Below are 22,626 nucleotides of genomic sequence, written 5' to 3'. Positions count from 1 at the left end.
AGGCCTTTGAGCAGTGGCGCGCTAGACCAGGCGCGACATCTCTTTGGCGGCGCGCACAAAGTCTTTGAACAGGGGGTGAGGCGCGAAGGGTTTGGATTTCAGTTCGGGGTGGAATTGCACGCCGATGAACCAGGGATGGTCTGACCATTCCACGATCTCTGGCAGTTTGCCGTCAGGGGACATGCCGGAGAAGGTCAGACCGGCCTTTTCCAGCTGATCGCGGTATTTGATATCAACCTCGTAGCGGTGGCGGTGGCGCTCATCGATGCTGGTGGTGCCATAGGCCTCAGCGACCCGAGAACCTTCGGTCAGCACCGCGTCATAGGCTCCAAGCCGCATGGTGCCGCCTTTGTCATCGCTGACCTTGCGCTCAACCTTGTGGTTGCCCTGCACCCATTCCTTGAGGTGATAGACAACCGGCTCAAAGCGTCTTTTGCCGGCCTCGTGATCAAACTCTTCAGAGCCTGCGGATTTGACGCCCGCCACGTTGCGCGCGGCCTCAATCACCGCCATTTGCATGCCCAGGCAGATGCCAAGATAAGGCACCTGGTTTTCGCGGGCATATTGGGCGGCCTTGATCTTTCCTTCTGTGCCGCGTTCGCCAAAGCCGCCGGGCACCAGGATGGCGTTGAAGCCTTCCAGGTGGGGGGCGACGTCTTCGCCTTGGTCGAAAATCTCGGCGTCCACCCATTCCACCCTGACCTTCACCCGGTTGGCCATGCCACCGTGTGTCAGCGCCTCGGCGATGGATTTATAGGCGTCTTCCAGCTGGGTGTATTTGCCGACAATCGCCACCCGCACTTGACCCTCGGGGTTATGAATGCGGTCTGCCACATCGTGCCAAACGCTCAGATCTGGACGCGGTGCGGGGGAGATGTTGAAGGCGTCCAGGACCGCTTGGTCCAGACCCTGCGCGTGATAGGCCAGCGGGGCCTCATAAATGGATTTCAGATCATAGGCGGCCACCACCGCCTCTTTGCGGACATTACAGAAAAGTGCGATTTTCTCGCGTTCCTTTTCCGGGATGGGTTGTTCGGACCGGCACACCAGGATGTCGGGGGCGATGCCGATGCTTTGCAGCTCTTTGACGGAGTGTTGGGTGGGCTTGGTTTTCAGCTCACCCGAGGCTTGCAGATAGGGCAGCAGCGTCAGATGCATAAAGATGCATTGGCCGCGCGGTTTATCGTGGCTGAACTGGCGGATGGCCTCAAAGAAGGGCAGGCCCTCAATATCGCCCACCGTGCCGCCGATTTCGCACAGCATAAAATCCACTTCATCATCGCCGATGCCAATGAAATCTTTGATTTCATTGGTCACATGCGGCACCACCTGAATGGTTTTGCCCAAGTAATCGCCGCGACGCTCTTTTTCCAAGACGTTGGAATAGATCCGACCGGAGGAGACGGAATCCGTCTTTCGGGCGGGCACGCCGGTAAAGCGTTCGTAGTGCCCCAGATCCAGATCCGTCTCAGCGCCGTCGTCGGTGACAAAAACCTCGCCATGCTCAAACGGGCTCATCGTGCCGGGGTCAACGTTCAGATAGGGATCAAGTTTGCGCAGCCTTACCGAAAAGCCGCGGGCCTGGAGCAAGGCCCCCAAGGCAGCTGAGGCCAATCCCTTTCCCAAAGAAGAGACCACACCGCCGGTGATGAAAATATAGCGCGCCATGTCTCAGAAGACCCCCGTGAACCAATACTTATGCGGGAAACCCGCCCGAACGACGGCAAAAATCCGTTGCTCACGGGGTTAAAGAATAACAGGATTCGGTGTTCGGAGGCAAGCCCAGCCCGCAACATCCTGTTGCTTGCCCTCCAAAAACCTCAACGGGTGGTGTCAGATGTTAGTCGCCCAAGGGCACCAGCGGTGCATTGTCGTCAGCGGTCGGTGGCAACAACAGATCGCCCGATGGCACCTCAGTATCGCTTGGTGTGGCCGCAGGCGGTGTCACGCCCAGACGGTCGATCACAGATGCACCCGAGGATTGCTGCGCCACGATCACGGTCAAGGTGATGGATGTCACGATGAACGCGGCCCCCAAAAGCCAGGTGAGTTTGGTCAGCGCAGTTGCCGCAGACCGGCCCGAGACGGCTCCGCCGCCGCCACCAATGCCAAGGCCGCCACCCTCAGAGCGCTGCATCAGCACAACGACGATCAGCCCAAGGGCCAGCAAAAGGTGGATGATAAGAACGACGTTTTCCATGGGTCGGTGCAGCTTTCGTTGTCCGTTTGGCGCTATCTATGCATCTTTGCCAAAGGGGGCAAGACGGAAGAGCGCCGCAGGCCGGCTATTCGCGTCAACCGCCGCTGGGGGGCAGGACGGGCGCGGGTGGACAGCGGATGGACAAGACGCGCGGGCTGGGGCAGTCTTTGGCCATGCCCCATGACCATTCTCATGATGATGACCCGCACGCCCTGTTGCCCCCTGACCCCGCTTTGCGTGTCAAAGCGCTTGAGACGTTGTTGACGCAGAAGGGATTGATTGATCCTGCCGCTCTCGATGAGATCATCGACACCTATGAAAATAAGATCGGGCCGCGCAACGGCGCGCGCGTTGTGGCCCGGGCATGGACGGATCCCGCGTTTCGTGCGGCTTTGTTGGAGGATGCGACGGCTGTTGTCTCTGAGATGGGATTTTATGGCCGTCAGGGTGAGCATATGGTTGCGGTGGAAAATACCGCAACCCAGCATAACATGGTCGTTTGTACCTTGTGCAGCTGTTATCCTTGGCCGCTGTTGGGCATCCCGCCGGGCTGGTACAAATCAGACGCCTACCGCGCCCGTGCTGTGCGTGAGCCGCGCAAGGTGTTGGCTGAGTTTGGCGTGAGCCTGGGGGCGGATGTGGCAGTGCGGGTCTGGGATTCGACCGCTGAGATGCGGTATTTGGTCATTCCCCAGCGCCCTGCGGGCACGGAAGGGATGGATGAAGAGGCGCTGATGGCGCTTGTCAGCCGCGACAGCATGATCGGCACAGCACTGGCGGGCCGGGCATGACGCGCCCGCATGACATGGGGGGGCGGTTTGGCGATGGGGCCGTGGTGCCGGAGCCTGAAGACGGTGATGTATTCCACGAAGACTGGCACAAGCGTGCGCTGGCCCTGACGCTGGCCTGCGGCAGTTTGGGGCAGTGGAACCTGGACATCTCGCGGCATGCGCGCGAGCGGTTGGCACCGCCTGATTACGCGCGCTTTAGCTATTATGAAAAATGGATGGGCGGGCTGGCGATGCTGTTGGTGGAGCAGGGGGTTGTCAGCCGTGCAGAACTTGCAGGGCAGGCTGAGCCATCGCCCAGCGACCTTGCGGAGCGGGCGCTACGCGCCTCAGATGTGGCGGAGGTCTTGGCCAAAGGCGGGCCGGTGGACCGGCCCAGCGACCTTGCGGCGGCCTTTTCGGTAGGGCAGCGCGTGATCGCGCGGCCGCAGGCCGAGAATGCCAAGGTGCCCGGCGGGCATACCCGGTTGCCTGCCTATATCGCCGGGGCAGAGGGCCGGATCCTGCGCCATCACGGCAGCCATATTCTGCCTGACGCCCATGCCCATGGGTTGGGCGAAGCGGCAGAGCCGATTTATGCGGTGGCTTTTGCGGCCTCTGCGCTTTGGGCGCATCCTGAGCATCCACAGGACGAGGTTATTGTCGACATGTGGCAAAGCTATTTGCTGCCTGCGCCATGAAACCTGAACCGGTTTTTGAAGCGCCTTGGCACGCGCAGGTCTTTGCGCTGACCGTTCATTTGAATGAGGCGGGGCATTTTAGCTGGTCCGCCTGGGCTGACCGGTTCGGAGCGACATTGCAGCGGCACGGGGTGGCGCGCGCGTTGAACGGGGGCGAGGATTATTTCGCGGCTTGGCTGGAAACGCTGGAGCAGTTTCTGGCCGAGATCGGGATGGCGGCACCAACCGAGGTTGCCGCATTGCGCGACGCTTGGGAGGCGGCCTATCTGCGCACGGCCCATGGGGATCCTGTGCGGCTGACGTGAGCTGTTTTTATTGTGGAATGGCTGGGCGCTTGAACGTGGACGGGGGCGTTAAGCGGCACGGGTTGAATTGAGTTTTAAGGGAAAGATGAAGCGATGGGCGGTGGATTTCGGCGCTCATTGCGGGTGCGGAGAGGTTTTTTGGCGGGGCCGTCGGCGGGCGCGTCCTAGATCCCCAGCCTTAGGGGCGGCTGTAGATCCCTGCCTTGCGCAGGAAGCGTTTGAACGATCCTTTGCGCGGTATCCATGATGTGACCACGCGCGACGTGCCTGCGAGGCGATTGAATTCATGGGTGTCGATGATGCGCTCAGCACAGCCGCAGCCCTCTCCTGTGGCGACCTTGTCAAAGTAGAACTTCTGGAAGTCTTCGGTTTTGCCCGGTGTGCGGCCCATGATCATGCTCCTGAAGGATTGGGGGCAGTTTGCGCAAGTCTTTTGCAAAAGTCCATCACATCAGCGGGGGCAAGAAACGTGCGAAGGGTGCGTTTTCCAGTTTCGCGCGGCCCAGCATCTGGGTAAGAGGGGCGCGAAGTTTCTCAGAGGATTGATCATCATGGCAAACGTCGTTGTTGTCGGCGCCCAGTGGGGCGACGAGGGAAAGGGCAAGATCGTAGATTGGCTGTCAGAACGCGCCGATGTGATCGCGCGCTTTCAGGGCGGGCATAATGCGGGCCATACCCTGGTGATTGATGGTGAGGTCTATAAATTACACGCCCTGCCGTCAGGTGTGGTGCGCGCAGGCAAGCTGAGTGTGATTGGCAACGGCGTGGTGCTGGACCCTTGGCACCTGATGAAAGAGATCGCGACCCTGCGCGCCCAGGGGGTGGAGATCACGCCTGAGACTTTGATGATTGCGGAAAACACACCGCTCATCATGCCGTTTCATGGGGAGTTGGACCGGGCGCGTGAGAACCAAAACACCGTGGCCAAGATCGGCACCACCGGGCGCGGCATCGGCCCGTGTTACGAGGACAAAGTGGGCCGCCGGGTGATCCGGGTGGCGGATCTGGCGGATGAAGCGACGCTGGCTTTGCGGGTGGACCGCGCGTTGGTCCATCACGACGCGCTGCGCCGGGGGCTTGGGCTTGAGCCGGTGGACCGCGATGCGCTTTTGGGCCTGCTGCAAGAGATCGCGCCGCAGATCCTGCCCTTTGCGGCACCAGTGTGGAAGGTGCTCAACGAACGCAAAAAACGGGGCGAGCGGATCCTGTTTGAAGGCGCGCAAGGGGCGCTGTTGGACATTGATTTTGGCACCTATCCTTTCGTGACCTCGTCGAATGTGATCGCAGGTCAGGCGGCCACGGGTGTGGGCGTGGGGCCGGGCTCTATTGAGTATGTGTTGGGGATTGTGAAAGCCTATACCACACGCGTAGGCGAAGGCCCGTTCCCCACCGAATTGCTGGACGACGACGGCCAGCGCCTGGGCGAGCGCGGTCATGAATTTGGCACCACCACCGGGCGCAAGCGCCGCTGCGGGTGGTTTGATGCGGTACTGGTGCGCCAGACCTGCGCGACATCGGGTGTGAACGGCATCGCGCTGACCAAGCTTGACGTGTTGGATGGGTTTGAGACGCTGAAGATCTGTGTGGGCTATGATCTGGACGGCGAGCGCACTGGAATATCTGCCCACGGCGGCAGATCAGCAGGCTCGCTGCACCCCGATCTATGAGGAAATGCCGGGGTGGTCGCAATCAACCGAAGGCGCGCGCTCTTGGGCGGATCTGCCTGCGGAGGCCATCAAATACGTGCGCCGGGTGGAAGAGTTGATCGATTGTCCGGTTGCCCTACTTTCCACCTCACCCGAGCGCGAGGACACAATCCTTGTGACGGACCCATTCTCGGATTGATCATGAGGGGCTGACATGGCGCTGAGCTACAAGGCACGCAAACGGTGGTCTTTGGTGATCCTGCTGGTGGCGATGCCGCTTTATGTGATCGTCGCGGTCAACGTGGTTGAGATGTTTGACCGGCCACCGCTGTTGGTGGAGCTGGCGATATTCGTGGCCTTGGGCATTGTCTGGGTCATCCCGCTGAAATCCATCTTTAAAGGCGTCGGCCAAGCGGACCCGGACGCGGAAAAGTGACGCCGCCCCTGCTGGATCGCGGGCATCTTGCCGTGCCGGGTGGGCACCAGATTTATTGGGAGATGGCAGGCAACCCTAACGGCACACCGGCCATCATGTTGCATGGCGGGCCGGGGTCGGGGTGTCAGCCGGGGCATTACGCGCTTTTTGATCTGACGCGGTATTGCGTGATCTTGCTGGATCAGCGCGGGGCAGGGCGCAGCCTGCCTGCCGCGGCTGAGGATGTCGCCGCACTTGATCACAATACCACGGATGATTTGCTGAATGATCTGGAGCTTTTGCGCCGCCATCTGGGGATTGACCGTTGGCTGGTTGCCGGGGGGTCCTGGGGGACCACATTGGCGCTGCTCTATGCGCAGGCTCATGCTGACCGGGTGATTGCGCTGGTGCTGTCGGGGGTTGCGACAACCGGGCGGCGGGAGCTGTTGTGGCTTTATGAGGATGTCGGCAACTTCTTTCCCGAAGCCTATGCCGATTTCACCGCCTTTGCGCCGGAGGCGGCGGACACCTGGGCGTTGATTGCTGCCTACGGCGATGCGCTGTTGGATCCAACGCGGGCCCAGGCGGCTGCCGACAGGTGGTGCCGCTGGGAGATCGGCATTTTCGAACAGACCCTTGAGACCGCCACAGGTCCCTTTGCAGATCCTGCGTTCCGGTTGGGATTTGCGCGGGTGGTCACACATTACTTTCGCAACTTCATGTGGCGGGAAGACAGACATGTGCATGACAACATGCATCTGATCCAAGATCTGCCGGGGGTCATGATCCACAGCCGCTTTGACCCGTCCTGCCCGCTGCGCAGCGCACTGGGAGTTGGCGCAGATTTGGCCTGCTGGCAGGTTGGATGTTTTGGGCGGCAGCGATCATTCGTCACTGTCGGACGCAATGCGGGAGCGGATCCGCGCCGCGACCGACCAGTTTGCAGGGCGGACGTAAAAGGGGCGGCACCCATGGCACCGCCCCGTCAATCATTACAAACCGAAAACGCTTATCCAGCGGCACGCTCATCTGGGCGGAAACCAATGTCGTCTGACACGGTAAAGCGGCCGCCTTTGATCTTTTCGATCTTGCCGGTGCGCAACAGCTGGCCAAAGGACCGCAGCCCTTCTTCGCGGCTAAAGCCCTCATCCCCGCCGGCCTGACGCACCTTGGTCATCAGCTGTGGGCGTGAGAATTGTTCGCGGCCTTCAACGAAGGACAGATAGGCTGCCGCTGCTTCCAACAGCTGCGGCAGGGTGGTCGCGCCAACCTCTTCTGCAAATTGTACAAAGCTTTCGCCGTCGCCTTCGGACTGCATGTCTGCCATCGCGGCCACCCGGCGAGGGCGCACGGGGCCGGAGGCCTTGGGCTGTTCCACATCAATCCGCTGCTCGGCCACCAGTTTCAGCGGGGCCGGACGGCTTTCATCTGGGCGGGACGTGCGGCCCTCTTTCGCCTTGGGACGACGGGGGCGCACAACCTCGGCCAAATCGTCACGGTAGGCGTTGTCGGATTTCCGCAAGGCTTCTTCGGCGTCAATCGTCGCGTCAGCCTTTTTCGCGGCCACTGCGGCGCGCAGATGTTCAAAGGCTTTCCGGCGGTCCGCGCTTTCCGGCTCGTCCAGCTGCTGATCTGTCTCAGCCAGCAGGCGGTTCACGTCAACATTGTCGGCGTCAAGCGATGGCAGGCGGCCACGACCGGGCGCTGCATCGTCGCCCTCACCGGCGGTTGCAGGCTCTGGCGTCTCATCGGCGGGCGTGGGCTCAGCCTCAATGCTGGCGGCAATCGCGTCCAGGGCGGCATCGTCATCGGCGGTGTCTTCTGCAGTGTCTTTTGTCACGTCCGCTGTTTGTGCGGCGAGCGTCTCAACTGCGTCTGATGCTGTGTCATCCGCATCGGCTTGTTCCGATTTGATGTCGGCTTCCAGCTCTGCCAGCTCACGAGCCAGATCGGCCTGGTCTTCTGGGCTGAGCGTTGTTTTGTCGCTTTTTGCGGGGGCCAGATCATCCAAACCTAAGGGCTTGTCCTCAACCGCTTCCGCGGCGTCCTCGGCCACCTCTTCAAGATCGCTTTCATCAATCGCGGCTTCCAGATCCGCGCGCTTGACCTTGAGCACCTGAACCGGCTCATCGGCAGGGCTTTCATCGGTGCTGTCGCCTTCAAAGAGGTTTTCGTCCTCAGTCACGGCTTGCGCCTGTGCGGCAGGGGTCTCCTGCGGCGCGGGGGCTTCGGCGACGGGCACTTCGCTCTCAAGACGGCTGAGGATGCTGGCCACGTCGTCGGCATCATCTGCGGCAGCTTCTGCCGCATCCGCCGCATCCGCTGCGTCATCAATGCTGAGTGCGTTCTCCGCTTCCTCGCGGACCTCTTCGATCAGCGCAGCGGAGCGTTCCACGGCAGGAGAGGCCTTGGTTTCCGCATGCTCGTCTTCGAGGTAGTCGTCTTCTTCGTCGGTTTCTTCGTGGCGGGCCACAACGGCGCGGATGCGCTGCAGCTTGGCGGCAATGTCGTTTGCGCCTGCCTGAGATTCGGGTGCCTCGGACGCGTCTTCCGCGACGGCCTCCTCAATCTCATCCTCGGCTGTTTTGCCAGCAAAGAACGCTTCTACCTCAGCATCGGGCTGACCCGGGACGATGTCGTTGACGTCCTCTGCGATGGGCGCGGCTTTGGCGGGGTTGGCGGCAACAGCGGCCTGGATGGCAGCGATGTCAGCGGCTGTTGGGCCCTGCTCAGCTGCGGGCACGTCGCTGTCAACTGCTTGAGGTGCTGCCTCTTTTTCGGTCACTGCATCAGCCACGATGTCTTCAACATCGGCGTCATCAACCACCGTCTCTGCCGGTGTGATGTCTTTGTCGGTTATGTCTTCGGCCACGGCGTCATCCGCTGCCGGTGCCTCAGGGCTCAGGCTGATCTCAATCGCCTCATCAAGGGCGTCGGGCGCAGGGGTAACATCGGCCACTGACGCTTCAGACAGGTCAACCACTGCAGGCTCTTCGGCGGCATCTGCTTTATCATGGGCCAGCGCAGAGACCACCGCAGGGGCAAAGGAGGCAATCGCAGCGGCTTTCGCTGGTTTGGCAACGGCGGCGGAAGCTGGTGTTTCGACAGCCTCTTCAACCGCCACATCCGCGGCGGCCACGTCAGCGTCACTATCTGTTACAGCAGCTTCCACAGGTGCGGGGGCATCGGCTTCAGCTTCGGCTTCGGCTGCAACGTCGGGGCTGTCGGCCTTTGCCGCAGGTGTGTCAGCTGCTGGGGTTTCCTCAGCAACAACATCTTTTGATACCGCATCCTCTGCCACTGCATCCTCAGCCACGGGTGCGGCGTCGGCACTGCCGTCTTCCAGCGCGCTCAGAACAATGGTGCCATCCTGTTCGCGGGCCTCAACCCGGCGGGCGACTTCCTTTTGAGCAATCCGCGCCAGCATCTCTGCATCGGGCTGCGGGGGTTCCGCACCGAAGTAGCGGTCATCCGCCGCAAGATCCCGGAAATATTCCGCGATGGCTTTCATCGTGCCAAAGGAATCTTCAAACCCCTCCAACGTACAGGAGAAGGTGCCATAGGAGACCGTCAGGATCTTGTTGTTGTTTATCATCGGATGCTCGTCCTCTGGATTATGCAAGAGACCGTTTACCACGATATCCTAGACCAAAGCGGCCCGAATCTGTGCCCTCGACCGTATCATTTCGTGACGAGATTGTGATCTGTTTCCGAAAAGGGCAGTAATTGCCACATGAAGACCTCAATTGTTGCCAGTAACGCGCCGGTTACCCTCATTGGTGGGGGGAAGCTACGGCACAGGACATTCATAACGCGTTAAAGCTTGCACCGCTTTGTGTGGCGGCAGATGGCGGGGCGGATGCGGCGCTGGCCGCAAAGGTCGTTCCGGATGCGGTTATTGGCGATTTTGATTCCGTCTCGGCCGCAGCACTGGCCCCCGTGCCCAAGTCGCAGCAGCACCGCATTTCAGAACAGGACAGCACGGATTTTGAAAAATGCCTGACCCGCATCTCTGCCCCCGTGGTGCTGGGCGTGGGGTTTCTGGGCGCGCGGGTCGATCATCAGTTGGCGGTGTTCCACGCGCTTGCCAAATTCCCCGACAGGCCCTGCATCTTGCTGGGCGCGCATGAGGTGATTTGTCTGGCCCCGCCCCGGACCCGGTTGCCGACCCTTGCGGATGAACCGGTGTCCCTGTTCCCGCTGGGGCCCGTGACGGCGCACAGCGATGGCCTGGCTTGGCCTCTTGATGGGATTGCGTTTTCACCGCTCACTCAGATTGGCACCTCAAACCGGGCGACGGGGGCGGTGGAGATATCTGTGGATGCCCCGGCGATGTTGTTGATCCTGCCCCGGCGGATCATGCCGGCGTTGGTGTCGGCTCTGTCGGCACCTGACGCTGCGCGATGGCCCGCTCTCTGAGTATGATATATAGACCTGCGGCAATGGTCAGCATAATGCCACAGGCGGCAAGGCCGTTGGGCAGTTCCTGAAAAAGCACCAGACCAATGGCTGTGGCCACGGGGATTTCCAAGTACTGCATCGGGGCCAAGGTGGCCGAGGGCGCATAGCGCAACGCCCAGGTCATCGACAGATGCGCAAGCGTGCCAAAGACGCCAATTGCCAAAAGCAACATCCATTCCGTCGGTGTTGGGCTGATCATCTGGAATGCGGGGATCGGCACCGCTGTGCCAAGTAAGAGAAGCGGGATGATCAACGCCATTGCCATCACGCCGCTGACCGCTTGCAGGCCAACCGGGTCGGTGTCTTTGGCCAGCTGACGGGTCAGCAGCATGAAGACCGCAAAGTTGGCCGCGACAAAGACCGGGATCAGCGCGGGCCAGCCCACGGCCTGAAAGCTGGGTTGGATCACCAACAACGTTCCGGCAAAGCCAACGGCGCAGGCCATTAACCTGCGCCCGCCCACTTCTTCGTTCAGGACAAACTTGCCCAAGAGCAGCATGAAGAACGGCAGGACAAAGACAATGGCAATGGCATCGGCCAGCGGCAGATACCGAAGCGCCAGGAACATCGCGGCGATGCCAATGATGTGCAATGAGGTGCGCAGCCACGCCAGCCACAGGATGCGCCCGCGCAGACGCCACATCCGCTGGCTGCCCCAGACCAGAGGGATCAGCAGCGCCACTTGTACGGCAAACCGCAGCAGGACAACCTGGCCAATGGGGACAGCGTTGCTGAGCATTTTGGCGATGGCGTCGCCCATCGGGGCGATCACGCAAAACGCGAGCATCAGCGTAATGCCGGTAATGGGACGGTCTGGCAGCATGGGGGAGGCTATCTGTGATACGGGTGCTGCGCAAGCATGAGTTGTGCGCCCTCCGTAAATGCACGTAATGTTTGAGGTTTGCCGCTCGGGTTATGGTGCGCGCCTTGTCGGATGATCGGGAACAGCGCTGCGGAACTATGCCCTCAGGCGGCGGGGCGACTCACCTGGACCTGATTGCGGCCGTGCCCCTTGGCTGAATAAAGTGCGGCGTCGGCCTGTTCGAGGATGGCGCGGCCCACATCCTCTGGCACGGTGTCTTGTAGATCAACGCCTTTGGCCAGGGCGGCACCCACGCTGATGGTGATCCTGATGGGCGCGCTACTGCCGGGTACGGTAAAGGGCTGGTCAGAGATGCCCGCGCAGATGCGCTGCGCCATGCGTTGGGCATCTGACCGGGTTGTGCCGGGCAGGATGATGATAAATTCCTCCCCCCGGTGCGCGCGACCATATCGGTCTTGCGCACAGCTTGGCGCAGGCGGTGCGCCACTTCGACCAGCACCGCATCCCCCGAGGCGTGGCCGTAGGAATCATTCACCCTTTTGAAGTGGTCCAGATCGGCCACCAGCACCGCAAACCCCTTGGATGTCGTCTGGGCATGGGCCGCGATACGCGACAGGTGGGGGACAACATAGCGGCGGTTATAAAGCCCGGTGAGCGGATCAAAGACAGCCGCCTGCAGGCCGGTGCGCACACTGGCCCGCAATTGCGCGCCCATTTTCTTGCGGCGCGTGACCGCCTTGATCCGCAGCGCGAGTTCAGCGGCGTCAAAACCGTCGGTCATCAGATCGTCCGCGCCCAGATCAAGAGCTTCTGCGCCCAAGGCTGGTTCGGCTTCGGTTTGCAGGACAATCACGCCGGTTTCCCGCACACGCGGGGCGGCGTGCAGTGCCGTGATGCTGCGCAACTCTTTGCGGGCTTTCGCGGGGGTTTTTGACAGCACCAGCACAATCGTATCGGGGGAGAGGCGGTCGTGACACGTTCCATCATCTGATCAATGGGGGCCGTCTTCACCTGATCTTTCAGCCGTTGGGAGAGGGCGGTCGCATATTCAGACAGCGCGGCGCTGTCTTCGCCCACCAGCAGGTGCGTGCCGCGATGGCCAAAGTCGCCGGCAGCCTCAGCCAGGCCAAGCGCCTGGCAGGTATCTTCGCGCATGCGCCATTCCGCACTCTGGTGGTGGGATTTGATCAGGCTGCGGATGCGTCCCAACAGCAGTTGTTCGTCAACAGGGTGGCGCATGACGTCCTGCGCGCCCGCTTCCAGCGTTGCAATCCGGGCGGCGCGGCGCGCCTGTGCCGCCAGAACGATCACGGGTATCTCTTTCGTATGTGGTTTGCGCCTGAGGTCTTGGATGAAACCTGCCGCATCCCCATCCGGTAAAGACTGGGCGCAGATGATCAGATCGGGTTGGACATCTTTCAGCGATGCGCGCGCCTGCGTAAATGAGGTGGCCTGCGCCACCTGATAGAACGCATTTTTGAGCGCGACGCAGAGCGCAATGCGATTGGTCGCGATACTGTCAATGATAAGAACGTCACCTTGCACGCGTCACTCAAACGAAAGAAATGGGACCAATGTATTTCATGCCCTAGTCTTTCGTCCTAATGGTTAACAAAGTGTTTCCGAAACACGTAAATTGGGAAGTTTCGCGTGAGCTATTCACAAGACGCAGCAGAAACCCTTGCGCTTCAGGCGCTTGCTTGGTTGGCCTCAAACGAAGATCTCTTGCCCGTTTTTCTGGGCAGCACCGGTGCCTCAGAGGCCGATCTGAAATCCTCCGCCACGGATCCTGCTTTTCTGGGCGCGGTCTTGGATTTTATGATGATGGATGATGCCTGGGTCGTGGCGTTTTGTGACAGCATTGCTTTGCCTTATGACCGATTGATGATGGCACGCGCGGCCTTGCCGGGTGGCGAACAGGTCAACTGGACATGAGCATGATCAAAGGCATCCTTTTTGACAAAGACGGCACGCTCTTTGATTTCGCAGCAACTTGGGAAAGCTGGGCGCAGGCGTTGCTTTTGCGTTTGGCAGGCGGGGACCGCGCGATGGCCAGCCGCGCCGGGCAGGCCATCGACTTTGATCTCGACACAGCCAAGTTTGCCCCGACGAGCGTGGCCATTGCGGGCACGCCCAGCGAAATCGCACAGGCCTTGGCCCCGCATTTCCCATCGCTCACTCTGGACACCTTAATGCGTGTGATTAATGAAGAGGCCGCCGTCGCACCGCAGCAACCTGCAACGCCGCTTGCGCCTTTGCTGGCAGAGCTGCGCGCGCGGGGGTTACACCTTGGCGTTGCTACCAATGACGCCGAAACACCGGCGCGTGCGCATCTGGATCAGGCCGACGCCACCCCGTTTTTTGATTTCATCGCCGGGTTTGATTCTGGCTACGGCGGCAAACCGGCCCCAGGCCAATTGTTGGCGTTTGCCAAATCCATGGGGCTTGAGCCGGCGGAAGTCATCATGGTGGGCGACAGCCCGCATGATCTGTTGGCCGGACGGGCCGCTGGCATGGGGTGCATTGGGGTGCTGACCGGAGGCGCGCCGAAAGAGGTCTTGGCCCCGCTGGCGGATGCGGTTTTAGCGGACATCAGCGCGCTGCCTGAATGGCTGGATGCGCGCGCGGCGGCGATCTAGCCACAAAAACGACACTTCCCGTCGCGAACGGAAAGGCTGGGCTTTCTCCTGTCGGGCCTTCTGGGTGCGCAATACGGGGAGAGTGACATGGCAAAAGCAGCAACCAGACGCAGCAGACGGGGCGGTGGACGTGCAGGCGCGCAGGAAAGACGCGGCACAACGGTTATCGAACAGATGCCCTGGAACCCACCGGTCAACATTGACCGCCCAGTAGAACCTTTGGGCGAAGAAGGCGTGCAAGCCATTCACGACGGTGCCATGCGCATCCTCGAAGAGGTGGGGATTGAGTTTCTGCACCCAGAAGCCGTTGAAATCCTGCGCAAGGCTGGCTGCACGGTTAACGGCGAAAACGTCCGCATGGACCGCGATCTGGTGATGGAGTGGGTTGCCAAGGCCCCTTCAGAATTCACCCTCACGCCCCGCAACCTGGACCGCACGTTGACGGTGGGCGGAAACAACCTGCTTTTTGGCAATGTGTCCTCTCCGCCAAATTACTGGGATCTGGAGATCGGTAAAAAGGTCCCCGGCACAAGGGAGATGTGTCAGAACCTCCTCAAGCTCACCCAGTATTTCAACTGCATCCACTTTGCCGGTGGCTATCCGGTGGAGCCGGTGGATGTGCACGCCTCCGTGCGCCACCTCGATGTGCTCTATGACAAGCTCACTCTGACGGACAAAGTCATGCACGCCTATTCGCTGGGCAAGGAACGCGTCGAAGACGTGATGGAGATGGTGCGCATCGCAGGCGGTCTGACTCATGAGGAATTTGACGCCTCCCCGCGCATGTACACCAACATCAACTCCACCTCACCGCTCAAACACGACTTTCCGATGATGGACGGCTGGATGCGTCTGGCCAAACGCGGGCAGGGGTTGGTTGTGACACCTTTCACGCTGGCGGGGGCCATGGCACCAGTCACCATGTCAGGCGCTGTGGCACAATCCTTGGCCGAAGCGCTTTGTGCGGTGGTCTTGGCGCAGATCATCCGCCCGGGCTGCCCGGTGGCGATTGGCACCTTTACCTCTAACGTGGATATGAAATCGGGCGCGCCTGCCTTTGGCACGCCTGAGTACATGCGCGCCACGCAGATGACCGGCCAGCTGGCGCGGTTCTATAACCTGCCCATGCGCTCCTCTGGGGTTTGCGCGGCCAATGTGCCGGATGGTCAGGCGATGTGGGAGACGTCGAACTCGCTCTGGGCGGCGGTGCAATCGGGCACCAACATGGTCTATCACGCCGCCGGTTGGCTGGAAGGTGGGCTGATCGCCAGCCCGGAAAAGTTCATCATGGATTGCGAGGTCTTGCAGCACATCCAGCGCTACATGCAGCCTGAGATTTGCGCGACTGGCCCCGATGAGATTGCGTTGGATGCCATTAAATCCGTGGGCAACGCGGGCCATTTCTTTGGGATTGAGCACACGCAAGAACGTTATACCACTGCCTTTTATCAGCCCTTCCTGTCGGATTGGCGCAACTATGAGGGTTGGGAGGTCGCGGGCGGCATCTGGACCCCGGAGCGCGCGCATTACATGTTCAAAGAGATCATCACCAGCTTTGAGGCGCCTGAAATGGACATTGCCATCAAGGACGAGCTGGCTGATTTCGTGGCCCGTCGCAAAGCCGAAGGGGGCGCGCCCACAGACTTCTAACGCCGCGGGGGCAGCCCTTAAAATTCCTAAAATTCAGCATATTGGCCAAATCTTAATCTGTTTCCCGAATGATCAAAGCATCAGGATGGGAGACCTACGGCCATGCATGGGCTGATCAATCGTAGTATCCAGCTCTTTGTTTCAGAGACTTTCGGCCACGATGTTTGGCAGAATGTCACGCGCAAAGCGGGGCTGGATTTTACCGAATTCGAAAGCATGCTGAAATACCATCACAGCTGCACGGCGACCTTGTTGAACGCCACAGCTGAGATTGTCGCGCGCCCCAGAGAAGAGTTGATGGAGGATGTTGGCACCTTCATCGTGTCCAACCGCGGGTTTGAGGCTGTGCGGCGCCTGTTGCGGTTTGGCGGGATCGACTTTGTTGATTTTCTGCATTCGCTGGACGATCTGCACGACCGGGTGCGCCTGGCCATTCCGGACCTGATGTTGCCCCCCATCGAAGTGCGCCACCCGACAGAAAGCTGTTTTGTGCTGCGTTGCCAGTCTCCGCTTGATGGGTACGGCCATGTCCTGATGGGGGTCCTCAGAGCGATGGCAGATGATTATGGGGCCCTGGCCCTGCTGGAGCATCTGGGCGAAAGCGCCGGGTCAGAGGTGGTCTCCATCCGCCTGGTTGAGACAGAGTTTACAGAAGGCAGGCACTTTGATCTTGGTGCCATCGTCACGGGATGAGCCATGTAGACACAGCCGCGCTGGATGTCCTTTGCCCGATGCACATGGTGTTGGCAGCGGATGGCGAAATCCTGCACATTGGCCCCACCTTGCAAAAGATGGAGGCGCAGGGGGCCAAGGTGGGTGCCTGTTTTCTGGAAGTGTTTGAGGTAAAGCGCCCCCGCGCGTTCCGCTCGGTTTGCGATCTGCAATGGGCGGCCCACCACAAATTGCACCTCAAGCTGCGCCAATCGCCCTATACCACGCTCAAAGGAGTGATTGTGCCCACGGGCGCGGATCAGGATACCTTGGTCGTGAACCTCAGTTTCGGGATATCCATCGTGGACGGCGTGCGGGACTATGCCTTAACCAACGCTGATTTTGCCGCGACTGATCTGGCTATTGAAATGCTCTATCTGATTGAGGCCAAAACAGCCGCGATGGAGGCGACGCACCGCCTGAATGCGCGTCTGCAAGGGGCCAAAAGCGCGGCTGAGGAACAGGCCTATACCGATCCACTCACCGGGCTGAACAACCGCCGCGCGCTGAACAATCTGCTGGGCAAGCTGTTGGTGGAAGGGCGCGATTTTGCAGTCATGCAAATTGATCTCGACTACTTCAAAGCGGTGAACGATACGCTGGGGCATGCGGCGGGGGATCATGTGCTCAAAGAGGTGGCCAAGATCATGCTGGCCGTGACGCGGGCCCAGGACGCCGTGGCGCGTATTGGCGGCGATGAGTTCACCATCGTCTTTCCCCAGGTGCGGGATGAAAGAACGCTGCGGCGGATCGGGAACCGCATCATCTCCAATCTGGAAAAGCCGATCATGTTTGAGGGGCAGGAGTGTTTGCTGTCCGCCAGCATCGGTACCGTTTGGGTGCAGGCGGGCCAGGAAGTCAGCAAAGAAGAGATCTTGTCGGATGCAGATGTGGCGCTTTATGCCTCAAAACATGCCGGGCGGGCGAAACAGACGTTTTATACCCCCGACATGCGGTCCCAGAACAACGCCCAACTGCGCAGCTAAGGCGGACGGCGGCGCGTTCAAACGCCTGCCATAAATTCTGTGAATTCAAATTGTACACATTTTGTACAATGTGCTAAAACTCCCGCGACTCAGGCACGCAAGGGGGAGAGCGATGCGCACAGCAAAGGCCAGCAAGGCCGACGTCATAGCACATTTGCGCCACGCGATCCTGACCCAGGTTTTGGCCCCAGGCGAAGACCTGGATGAAACCACATTGTCTGAGCGCTGGCAGCTGTCGCGCACGCCTTTGCGCGATGCGTTGCGCCAATTGGCCGGCGAAGGCTATGTCGAGATCCGCGAAAACCGGGGCGCGCGGGTGGCCGAAATGAGCCATCGGACCCTGCGGGATTTCTTTCTGGCCGCACCGATGATCTACGCGGCGATCCTGCGTCTGGCCGCTCAGAATGCCACCGCAGAGCAGATCTCAGCCCTAAGGGCGGCGCAGGTCATCTTTAGGACAACGTTGCGTCAGGGGGATGTGGCCGCGCGTGCTTTGGCCAACAACCGCTTTCACGAAATCACCGGTGAAATGGCGGGCAATGTCTATCTGATGCCCAGTTTCCAGCGGCTTCTTATTGATCATGCCCGCATCTCCATGACCTTTTTCCGCCCGCGCGACACGGAAACCACGGAAAATCTGGACGCGGCCAGCCAACAGCATGATGCGATCATCGCAGCCATTGAGGCAGGCGATGAGGATGCCGCCGCCGACCTGGCCATCCAGCATTGGAACCTGTCCCGCAATAACATCGAAAGTTTTGTCATGCCGCAGGGGCTGAACTTGCCCCTGGGCCGCGCACATTCCGCATGAGGAGCTTATGACGCCGATCTTTGAATTTAAGGGGATCTACACCCCCATCATCACCCCGCTTCATGCGGATGGCAGCTTTCACAAAGACGCGCTGGCAGATCAGGTGGAACATCTGATTGAAGCTGGCGTGCATGGCATCATCTCGGGCGGCTCAACGGGGGAGAATTACGCGCAAACCGTCGAAGAACGGCTGGCGCTTGCGGCGTTCACCAAAGACCGCATCGCAGGCCGCCTGCCGATCATCGTGGGCACCGGCACCATGCGCACAGCGGACAGCATCGCCCTGGCCTCTGGCGCGCGGCAGATGGGGGCGGATGCGATCCTTTTGGGCACGCCGCCCTATGCCGTCCCTACTGAGCGTGAGAATGCGCTCAACGCCCCGGCCATCGACCGCGCCGCTGACCTGCCGGTGATGCTTTATAACTACCCGGGCCGGATGGGCGTGAACATGGGCGAAGAGTTTCTGGACCGCGTGGGCCGCTCCCGCAACATCTGCGCGATCAAGGAAAGCTCAGGCGATATCAACCGCGTGCACCTGCTGGCCCGTGACTATCCGCATATCCAGATGTCCTGCGGCATGGATGATCAGGCGTTGGAATTCTTTGCCTGGGGCGCACAATCCTGGGTCTGTGCAGGCTCCAACTTTCTGCCCCGCGAACATGTGGCGCTCTATCAGGCCTGCGCGGTGGAGGGCGATTTCGCCAAAGGTCGCCGTATCATGTCCGCGATGATGCCGCTGATGCGGGTGCTCGAGCAGGGCGGCAAGTTTGTACAATGCGTCAAGCACGGCACGACCATGGCAGGCATCGAGGCGGGCGGCATGATGCCACCGCTCAAACCGCTGAACAAAGACGACAAACGCAGCCTAGAGCAGGTGATCCGCGTGCTCAAAGCCACCATTGCTGAGATTGAGAAAGGCTAACCCATGGATCTGCTGACCCGCGAAGAATACGCCGCCCTGGCCGCCAACCTGACCTTTCCCACAACCGCCTTTGTCGACGGCAGCTACCGGCCTGCCGCGACTGGCAAGACCTTTGCAACGATGAACCCCGCCACCGGTGAAAAGCTGGCCGATATTGCCGCCTGTGGGGCCGAAGACGTGGATTTCGCCGTGTCCAAGGCGCGTGACGCTTTTGAGGATGGCCGCTGGTCGCGCATGCATCCGTCAGCGCGCAAAGACATCCTGATCCGTTTTGCCAAACTGCTGACCCGCAATGCGCGTGAGCTGGCGGTGATGGAAAGCCTCGACAGCGGCAAGACCATCTTTGATTGCGAAACCGTAGACATTCCCGAAACCATCCACTGCATTAAGTGGCACGCAGAAGTCATTGATAAGATGTATGATCAGGTGGCACCGGCATCGGACGACCACATCGCAATGGTGGTGCGTGAACCCATTGGTGTTGTGGGACTGGTGCTGCCTTGGAACTTCCCGCTGCTGATGCTCGCCTGGAAGATTGGCCCGGCGCTGGCCGCTGGCTGTTCGGTGATTGTCAAACCGGCTGAGGAAACATCGCTCACCGCGCTGCGCGTGGCGGAACTGGCCCATGAAGCGGGCGTGCCGCGCGGGGTGCTGAATGTGGTGCCGGGGCTGGGGCCGGAGGTGGGCGAACCCATCGGGCGGCACATGGACATCGATATGGTCAGCTTCACCGGCTCCACCGAAACGGGCAAGCGGTTTCTGGGCTATGCAGGCGACAGCAACGCCAAAGAGGTGGTGCTTGAGATGGGCGGCAAGAACCCTTGCATCGTGATGGAGGACGCGGAAAACCTCGACCGTGTCGCGGCGCATATCGTCAACGGGGCGTTCTGGAACATGGGCGAAAACTGCTCAGCCATCAGCCGTCTGATCGTGCAGAAATCCATCAAATCTGAGCTTCTGGACCGGATCGTGGCGCACACCCGTGAATGGCCCCTGGGCGATCCGCTGGATCCTGAAACGCGGTTGGGTGCGATGGTATCAAAGGCGCATTTTGATAAGGTTGCCAGCTACTTGGAAGGCGCACCTCAAGCGCATGTTGGAGGCAGCACCCAGGCCGGCACCTTTGTTGAGGCGACGGTTCTGGACGTCCCTGACAACGCCCACCGCCTAGCACGTGAAGAGATCTTTGGCCCTGTGCTGTCCGTCCTTGAGATCAGCAGCTTTGACGAAGCCATCACCACCGCCAATGACACAGCTTACGGATTGTGTGCGTCGCTTTTCACCGCCAACGCCAAACGGGCCCTGCGCGGCGCGCGGATGTTGCGGGCAGGCACGGTGACCGTAAACAGCTACGGCGAAGGTGACATCGCCACGCCCTTTGGGGGCTACAAACAATCGGGCTTTGGCGGGCGCGACAATGCCATTCATGCCCATGACCAATACACCCAGCTCAAGACCATCTGGCTGGATTTGGCAGACGATGCAGATGAGGCTGTGTCCTGATGCGGGTCGGATTTATCGGAACCGGAGAGATCGCCGTTGCCATGGTGCACGGGCTGGCCGGGCAGGGCCATGACATCCGTGTCTCCCCGCGCAGCGCGGGCAAAGCGGCAGCGCTTGCGGATCGCTTCGCGGAGGTGCAGATCGCTGAGAACGCCAACGTCGTGGCGCAGTCAGATGTCGTGTTTCTGTGCCTGATGGCCGATGTCGCCCGCGCAGAGCTGGCCCATCTGCCGTTCCGCGCTGATCAGACGGTGATCTCGGTCATGGCGGATGTACCGTTGGAGGCATTGCAACAGCTCTGCACACCTGCAGAAGACATCGCAATCACCATACCGCTCTCTGCCATCGCATCCGGTGGGTCGATGCTGCCGGTCTATCCGGCCAACGCAGTGCTGGCCTCCCTTTATGGGGGCACCAACACAATCCTGCCGGTGGCGTCTGAGACCGCGCTGAATGCGCATTTCGGCGGATCGGCTTTGTCTGCGCCGCTGATTGCGTTGATGCAGACAGGGGCAAAGTGGCTGGGGGCTCAAACCGGTGACGAAAAGGCGGCAGAGACCTATGTGGCGGGCGTTTTTGCAGGCTTCTTGCGGCAAATGGCAGAGCAGGGAGATGACTTTGAAACGCTGCTGACCAGCCTGGCCACCGAAGGTGGGCTGAACGCCAGCGTCAAGACGCACATGGCTGAGGCGGGCGCGCATGATGCACTGGTGGATGCGCTTAACTCGCTCAAACCGCGTCTGGGCCTTTGATGTACCGCGCGGCGCGCACGCCACAGTTTGCAACCCCCGCCGCCTGGGCCGAAATCCTGGGCGACTATGCACAGCCCCAACCGCTGCCTACTCCGGCCAAGGCGGACATCACCATCATCGGCGCGGGTTTTGCAGGGCTGTCGGCGGCGCGGCGGCTGCACCAGCTTGACCCAACGCTGCGCATCCTCATCCTGGATGCCCTGCGCGTTGGCGAAGGCTCAGCCGGGCGCAACTCTGGCTTCATGATCGACCTGCCGCATGATCTGGCCTCAGATGACTACGCAGGCGGGGGCGATGACCGCGAGCTGATCGCGCTCAACCGCCAAGCCATCGGTTTTGCGCAGGATGCTGTGGCCGACTACCAGATCAACCCTGCCTATGCCGAACCTGCAGGCAAGGTGAACGGTGCGGCATCCAGCAAGGGTGATGCGCATAACCGGTCCTACGCCACACATTTGCAAAGCCTGGGCGAGCGCAGCGAATGGCTTGACGCCCAAGCGATGCAAGAGCTGACGGGGTCACGGCACTATGTCTCAGGGCTTTATACGCCTGGCACACTGATGTTGCAGCCTGCGGGATATGTGCAGGGGCTGGCCGCTGGGCTCAGACGGCAGGGCGTGCAGATCGTAGAGCATTGCCCCGTCACCGCCTTCACCGAAAAGACAGCCGGATGGCAGGTTGAAACACCGCAAGGCAAGGTTGAGACCGGTCAGATCATTCTGGCCACCAACGGGCATTTAGAAAGCTTTGGCATCGCCAAGGGCGCGCTGATCCAGCTTTTCCTCTATGCCTCCATGACCCCTGAACTGTCCCCGGATGAGTTGAAGGCCATTGGCGGGGCCGCGCGGTGGGGGGTCACACCCGCAGATCCCACAGGCACCACGATGCGCCGTATCGACACCGCGCAGGGCGGCAACCGGATCATCACACGCACCTGTGCCACGGTTGCCCCGTCCATGCAGGCCAGCGCGCGGCAGACCAAAAGGGCCAGCGCCGTTCAAGCCAGAAAACTCGCCGAACGTTTTCCCACATTGGCCCAGCACCCCCCGGAATACGCCTGGGCGGGGCATCTGTGCCTCACGCTGAACGGTGTCACCGTAACCCAAGAGGTGGCGCGCGGCGTTACCACAGCTTGTGTGCAAAACGGGCTTGGCACCGCCCGTGGCACCCTGACAGGCATTGCCGCGGCTGAGATGGCACTGGGTCAGACCTCAGGTATCACTGATTTCTTCGCCCGCGAAGACAGACCCAAACCCTTGCCGCCCCAGCCTTTTGCGACATGGGGCGCAAATGCCTATCTGCGCTGGAAAGAACACCGGGCGGGGGCGGAGTAG

General features: G+C 60.7%; 21 protein-coding genes and 3 pseudogenes. 17 read left to right on the top strand and 7 right to left on the bottom strand.

All coding sequences use genetic code 11. The features are described 5' to 3' along the window. Positions 1 to 21 precede the first annotated feature (21 nt). Both ACZ1HM_RS14175 and secG read right to left on the bottom strand, forming a co-directional pair. Complete coding sequence (locus tag ACZ1HM_RS14175; RefSeq protein WP_472743342.1) at positions 22 to 1,668, bottom strand: CTP synthase; 1,647 nt, start codon at positions 1,666 to 1,668, stop codon at positions 22 to 24. A gap of 172 nt (positions 1,669 to 1,840) precedes the next feature. Beyond that, entirely contained in the window at positions 1,841 to 2,200 is a 360-nt protein-coding gene (secG, locus tag ACZ1HM_RS14170; protein ID WP_472743341.1) for a preprotein translocase subunit SecG, read from the bottom strand. A gap of 173 nt (positions 2,201 to 2,373) precedes the next feature. Here secG and nthA point away from each other — a divergent pair, with 173 nt between their 5' ends. From nthA to ACZ1HM_RS14155, 3 genes are read left to right on the top strand one after another with little or no spacing between them, the layout of a single operon-like run. Next, on the top strand, positions 2,374 to 2,991 hold the full coding sequence (nthA, locus tag ACZ1HM_RS14165; protein WP_472744625.1) for a nitrile hydratase subunit alpha: 618 nt from the start codon (positions 2,374 to 2,376) through the stop codon (positions 2,989 to 2,991). Next, positions 2,988 to 3,668 carry a nitrile hydratase subunit beta gene (nthB, locus tag ACZ1HM_RS14160; RefSeq protein ID WP_472743340.1) on the top strand — a complete coding sequence of 227 codons (681 nt, stop codon included), beginning with the start codon at positions 2,988 to 2,990 and terminating at the stop codon, positions 3,666 to 3,668. Before nthA ends, nthB begins: the two co-directional genes overlap by 4 nt. After that, complete coding sequence (locus ACZ1HM_RS14155; protein ID WP_472743339.1) at positions 3,665 to 3,973, top strand: nitrile hydratase accessory protein; 309 nt, start codon at positions 3,665 to 3,667, stop codon at positions 3,971 to 3,973. Before nthB ends, ACZ1HM_RS14155 begins: the two co-directional genes overlap by 4 nt. A gap of 178 nt (positions 3,974 to 4,151) precedes the next feature. Here ACZ1HM_RS14155 and ACZ1HM_RS14150 read toward each other — a convergent pair whose 3' ends face one another. Then, entirely contained in the window at positions 4,152 to 4,364 is a 213-nt protein-coding gene (locus ACZ1HM_RS14150; protein WP_472743338.1) for a hypothetical protein, read from the bottom strand. A 160-nt stretch (positions 4,365 to 4,524) separates the two neighbouring features. Between ACZ1HM_RS14150 and ACZ1HM_RS14145 the strand changes: the two are divergent. The 3 genes and pseudogenes from ACZ1HM_RS14145 to ACZ1HM_RS14135 all read left to right on the top strand — a co-directional run. Continuing rightward, positions 4,525 to 5,818 (top strand): annotated as a pseudogene (locus tag ACZ1HM_RS14145) (adenylosuccinate synthase). A 15-nt stretch (positions 5,819 to 5,833) separates the two neighbouring features. Continuing rightward, the gene (locus tag ACZ1HM_RS14140; RefSeq protein ID WP_472743337.1) at positions 5,834 to 6,055 is read left to right on the top strand and encodes a DUF2842 domain-containing protein; all 222 of its coding nucleotides are present in this window, start codon (positions 5,834 to 5,836) and stop codon (positions 6,053 to 6,055) included. Positions 6,056 to 6,117: 62 nt separating this feature from the next. After that, a pseudogene (locus tag ACZ1HM_RS14135) lies at positions 6,118 to 6,465 on the top strand (alpha/beta fold hydrolase); the annotation flags it as partial. A gap of 578 nt (positions 6,466 to 7,043) precedes the next feature. Here ACZ1HM_RS14135 and ACZ1HM_RS14130 read toward each other — a convergent pair. Then, positions 7,044 to 9,629 carry a hypothetical protein gene (locus ACZ1HM_RS14130; RefSeq protein ID WP_472743336.1) on the bottom strand — a complete coding sequence of 862 codons (2,586 nt, stop codon included), beginning with the start codon at positions 9,627 to 9,629 and terminating at the stop codon, positions 7,044 to 7,046. Positions 9,630 to 9,871: 242 nt separating this feature from the next. Between ACZ1HM_RS14130 and ACZ1HM_RS14125 the strand changes: the two genes are divergently transcribed. Continuing rightward, the gene (locus ACZ1HM_RS14125; protein WP_472743335.1) at positions 9,872 to 10,453 is read left to right on the top strand and encodes a thiamine diphosphokinase; all 582 of its coding nucleotides are present in this window, start codon (positions 9,872 to 9,874) and stop codon (positions 10,451 to 10,453) included. Here the strand turns inward: ACZ1HM_RS14125 and ACZ1HM_RS14120 are convergent. From ACZ1HM_RS14120 to ACZ1HM_RS14110, 3 genes and pseudogenes are all read right to left on the bottom strand, one after another. Further along, positions 10,392 to 11,318, bottom strand: a complete 927-nt coding sequence (locus tag ACZ1HM_RS14120; RefSeq protein WP_472743334.1) for a DMT family transporter — start codon at positions 11,316 to 11,318, stop codon at positions 10,392 to 10,394. The genes ACZ1HM_RS14125 and ACZ1HM_RS14120 overlap by 62 nt on opposite strands. Before the next feature lie 143 nt (positions 11,319 to 11,461). Further along, a pseudogene (locus tag ACZ1HM_RS14115) lies at positions 11,462 to 12,033 on the bottom strand (GGDEF domain-containing protein). Between the two features lie 134 nt (positions 12,034 to 12,167). Next, positions 12,168 to 12,863 (bottom strand): response regulator, encoded by a 696-nt coding sequence (locus tag ACZ1HM_RS14110; RefSeq protein WP_472743333.1) that lies wholly within the window; start codon positions 12,861 to 12,863, stop codon positions 12,168 to 12,170. A 105-nt stretch (positions 12,864 to 12,968) separates the two neighbouring features. Between ACZ1HM_RS14110 and ACZ1HM_RS14105 the strand changes: the two genes are divergently transcribed. From ACZ1HM_RS14105 to ACZ1HM_RS14060, 10 genes are all read left to right on the top strand, one after another. Further along, entirely contained in the window at positions 12,969 to 13,253 is a 285-nt protein-coding gene (locus tag ACZ1HM_RS14105) for a DUF3572 domain-containing protein (RefSeq protein WP_472743332.1), read from the top strand. After that, on the top strand, positions 13,250 to 13,957 hold the full coding sequence (locus ACZ1HM_RS14100) for an HAD family hydrolase (protein WP_472743331.1): 708 nt from the start codon (positions 13,250 to 13,252) through the stop codon (positions 13,955 to 13,957). The genes ACZ1HM_RS14105 and ACZ1HM_RS14100 overlap by 4 nt, the downstream gene beginning before the upstream one ends. A gap of 87 nt (positions 13,958 to 14,044) precedes the next feature. Continuing rightward, positions 14,045 to 15,607 carry a trimethylamine methyltransferase family protein gene (locus ACZ1HM_RS14095; protein WP_472743330.1) on the top strand — a complete coding sequence of 521 codons (1,563 nt, stop codon included), beginning with the start codon at positions 14,045 to 14,047 and terminating at the stop codon, positions 15,605 to 15,607. Between the two features lie 102 nt (positions 15,608 to 15,709). Beyond that, the gene (locus ACZ1HM_RS14090; protein ID WP_472743329.1) at positions 15,710 to 16,300 is read left to right on the top strand and encodes a heme NO-binding domain-containing protein; all 591 of its coding nucleotides are present in this window, start codon (positions 15,710 to 15,712) and stop codon (positions 16,298 to 16,300) included. Then, positions 16,297 to 17,304, top strand: coding sequence for a diguanylate cyclase domain-containing protein (locus tag ACZ1HM_RS14085; RefSeq protein ID WP_472743328.1), 1,008 nt, complete (start codon positions 16,297 to 16,299; stop codon positions 17,302 to 17,304). Before ACZ1HM_RS14090 ends, ACZ1HM_RS14085 begins: the two co-directional genes overlap by 4 nt. A 112-nt stretch (positions 17,305 to 17,416) precedes the next feature. After that, positions 17,417 to 18,115 carry a GntR family transcriptional regulator gene (locus tag ACZ1HM_RS14080; RefSeq protein WP_472743327.1) on the top strand — a complete coding sequence of 233 codons (699 nt, stop codon included), beginning with the start codon at positions 17,417 to 17,419 and terminating at the stop codon, positions 18,113 to 18,115. Positions 18,116 to 18,122: 7 nt separating this feature from the next. After that, positions 18,123 to 19,037, top strand: a complete 915-nt coding sequence (locus tag ACZ1HM_RS14075; RefSeq protein WP_472743326.1) for a dihydrodipicolinate synthase family protein — start codon at positions 18,123 to 18,125, stop codon at positions 19,035 to 19,037. Between the two features lie 3 nt (positions 19,038 to 19,040). After that, complete coding sequence (locus tag ACZ1HM_RS14070; protein ID WP_472743325.1) at positions 19,041 to 20,540, top strand: aldehyde dehydrogenase; 1,500 nt, start codon at positions 19,041 to 19,043, stop codon at positions 20,538 to 20,540. Further along, positions 20,540 to 21,292, top strand: coding sequence for an NAD(P)-binding domain-containing protein (locus ACZ1HM_RS14065; protein WP_472743324.1), 753 nt, complete (start codon positions 20,540 to 20,542; stop codon positions 21,290 to 21,292). Before ACZ1HM_RS14070 ends, ACZ1HM_RS14065 begins: the two co-directional genes overlap by 1 nt. Then, positions 21,292 to 22,626: an NAD(P)/FAD-dependent oxidoreductase gene (locus ACZ1HM_RS14060; protein ID WP_472743323.1), complete on the top strand. Its 1,335-nt coding sequence runs from the start codon at positions 21,292 to 21,294 to the stop codon at positions 22,624 to 22,626. The genes ACZ1HM_RS14065 and ACZ1HM_RS14060 overlap by 1 nt, the downstream gene beginning before the upstream one ends.

It is taken from the genome of Sulfitobacter sp. GN1-4, from assembly GCF_055693825.1.
The sequence above is the reverse complement of the archived record's forward strand: the minus strand, read 5'-3'. Positions and strand labels throughout refer to the sequence as shown.

Bases quoted from the DNA above. Each gene is read 5' to 3' on its own strand.
- ACZ1HM_RS14060 (WP_472743323.1), top strand. From the start codon at position 21,292: ATGTACCGCGCGGCGCGCACGCCACAGTTTGCAACCCCCGCCGCCTGG.
- ACZ1HM_RS14175 (WP_472743342.1), bottom strand. From the start codon at position 1,668: ATGGCGCGCTATATTTTCATCACCGGCGGTGTGGTCTCTTCTTTGGGA.
- ACZ1HM_RS14155 (WP_472743339.1), top strand. From the start codon at position 3,665: ATGAAACCTGAACCGGTTTTTGAAGCGCCTTGGCACGCGCAGGTCTTT.
- secG (WP_472743341.1), bottom strand. From the start codon at position 2,200: ATGGAAAACGTCGTTCTTATCATCCACCTTTTGCTGGCCCTTGGGCTG.
- ACZ1HM_RS14120 (WP_472743334.1), bottom strand. From the start codon at position 11,318: ATGCTGCCAGACCGTCCCATTACCGGCATTACGCTGATGCTCGCGTTT.
- ACZ1HM_RS14150 (WP_472743338.1), bottom strand. From the start codon at position 4,364: ATGGGCCGCACACCGGGCAAAACCGAAGACTTCCAGAAGTTCTACTTT.
- ACZ1HM_RS14075 (WP_472743326.1), top strand. From the start codon at position 18,123: ATGACGCCGATCTTTGAATTTAAGGGGATCTACACCCCCATCATCACC.
- ACZ1HM_RS14130 (WP_472743336.1), bottom strand. From the start codon at position 9,629: ATGATAAACAACAACAAGATCCTGACGGTCTCCTATGGCACCTTCTCC.
- ACZ1HM_RS14085 (WP_472743328.1), top strand. From the start codon at position 16,297: ATGAGCCATGTAGACACAGCCGCGCTGGATGTCCTTTGCCCGATGCAC.
- ACZ1HM_RS14095 (WP_472743330.1), top strand. From the start codon at position 14,045: ATGGCAAAAGCAGCAACCAGACGCAGCAGACGGGGCGGTGGACGTGCA.
- nthA (WP_472744625.1), top strand. From the start codon at position 2,374: ATGCCCCATGACCATTCTCATGATGATGACCCGCACGCCCTGTTGCCC.
- ACZ1HM_RS14065 (WP_472743324.1), top strand. From the start codon at position 20,540: ATGCGGGTCGGATTTATCGGAACCGGAGAGATCGCCGTTGCCATGGTG.
- ACZ1HM_RS14080 (WP_472743327.1), top strand. From the start codon at position 17,417: ATGCGCACAGCAAAGGCCAGCAAGGCCGACGTCATAGCACATTTGCGC.
- ACZ1HM_RS14090 (WP_472743329.1), top strand. From the start codon at position 15,710: ATGCATGGGCTGATCAATCGTAGTATCCAGCTCTTTGTTTCAGAGACT.
- ACZ1HM_RS14070 (WP_472743325.1), top strand. From the start codon at position 19,041: ATGGATCTGCTGACCCGCGAAGAATACGCCGCCCTGGCCGCCAACCTG.
- ACZ1HM_RS14100 (WP_472743331.1), top strand. From the start codon at position 13,250: ATGAGCATGATCAAAGGCATCCTTTTTGACAAAGACGGCACGCTCTTT.
- nthB (WP_472743340.1), top strand. From the start codon at position 2,988: ATGACGCGCCCGCATGACATGGGGGGGCGGTTTGGCGATGGGGCCGTG.
- ACZ1HM_RS14140 (WP_472743337.1), top strand. From the start codon at position 5,834: ATGGCGCTGAGCTACAAGGCACGCAAACGGTGGTCTTTGGTGATCCTG.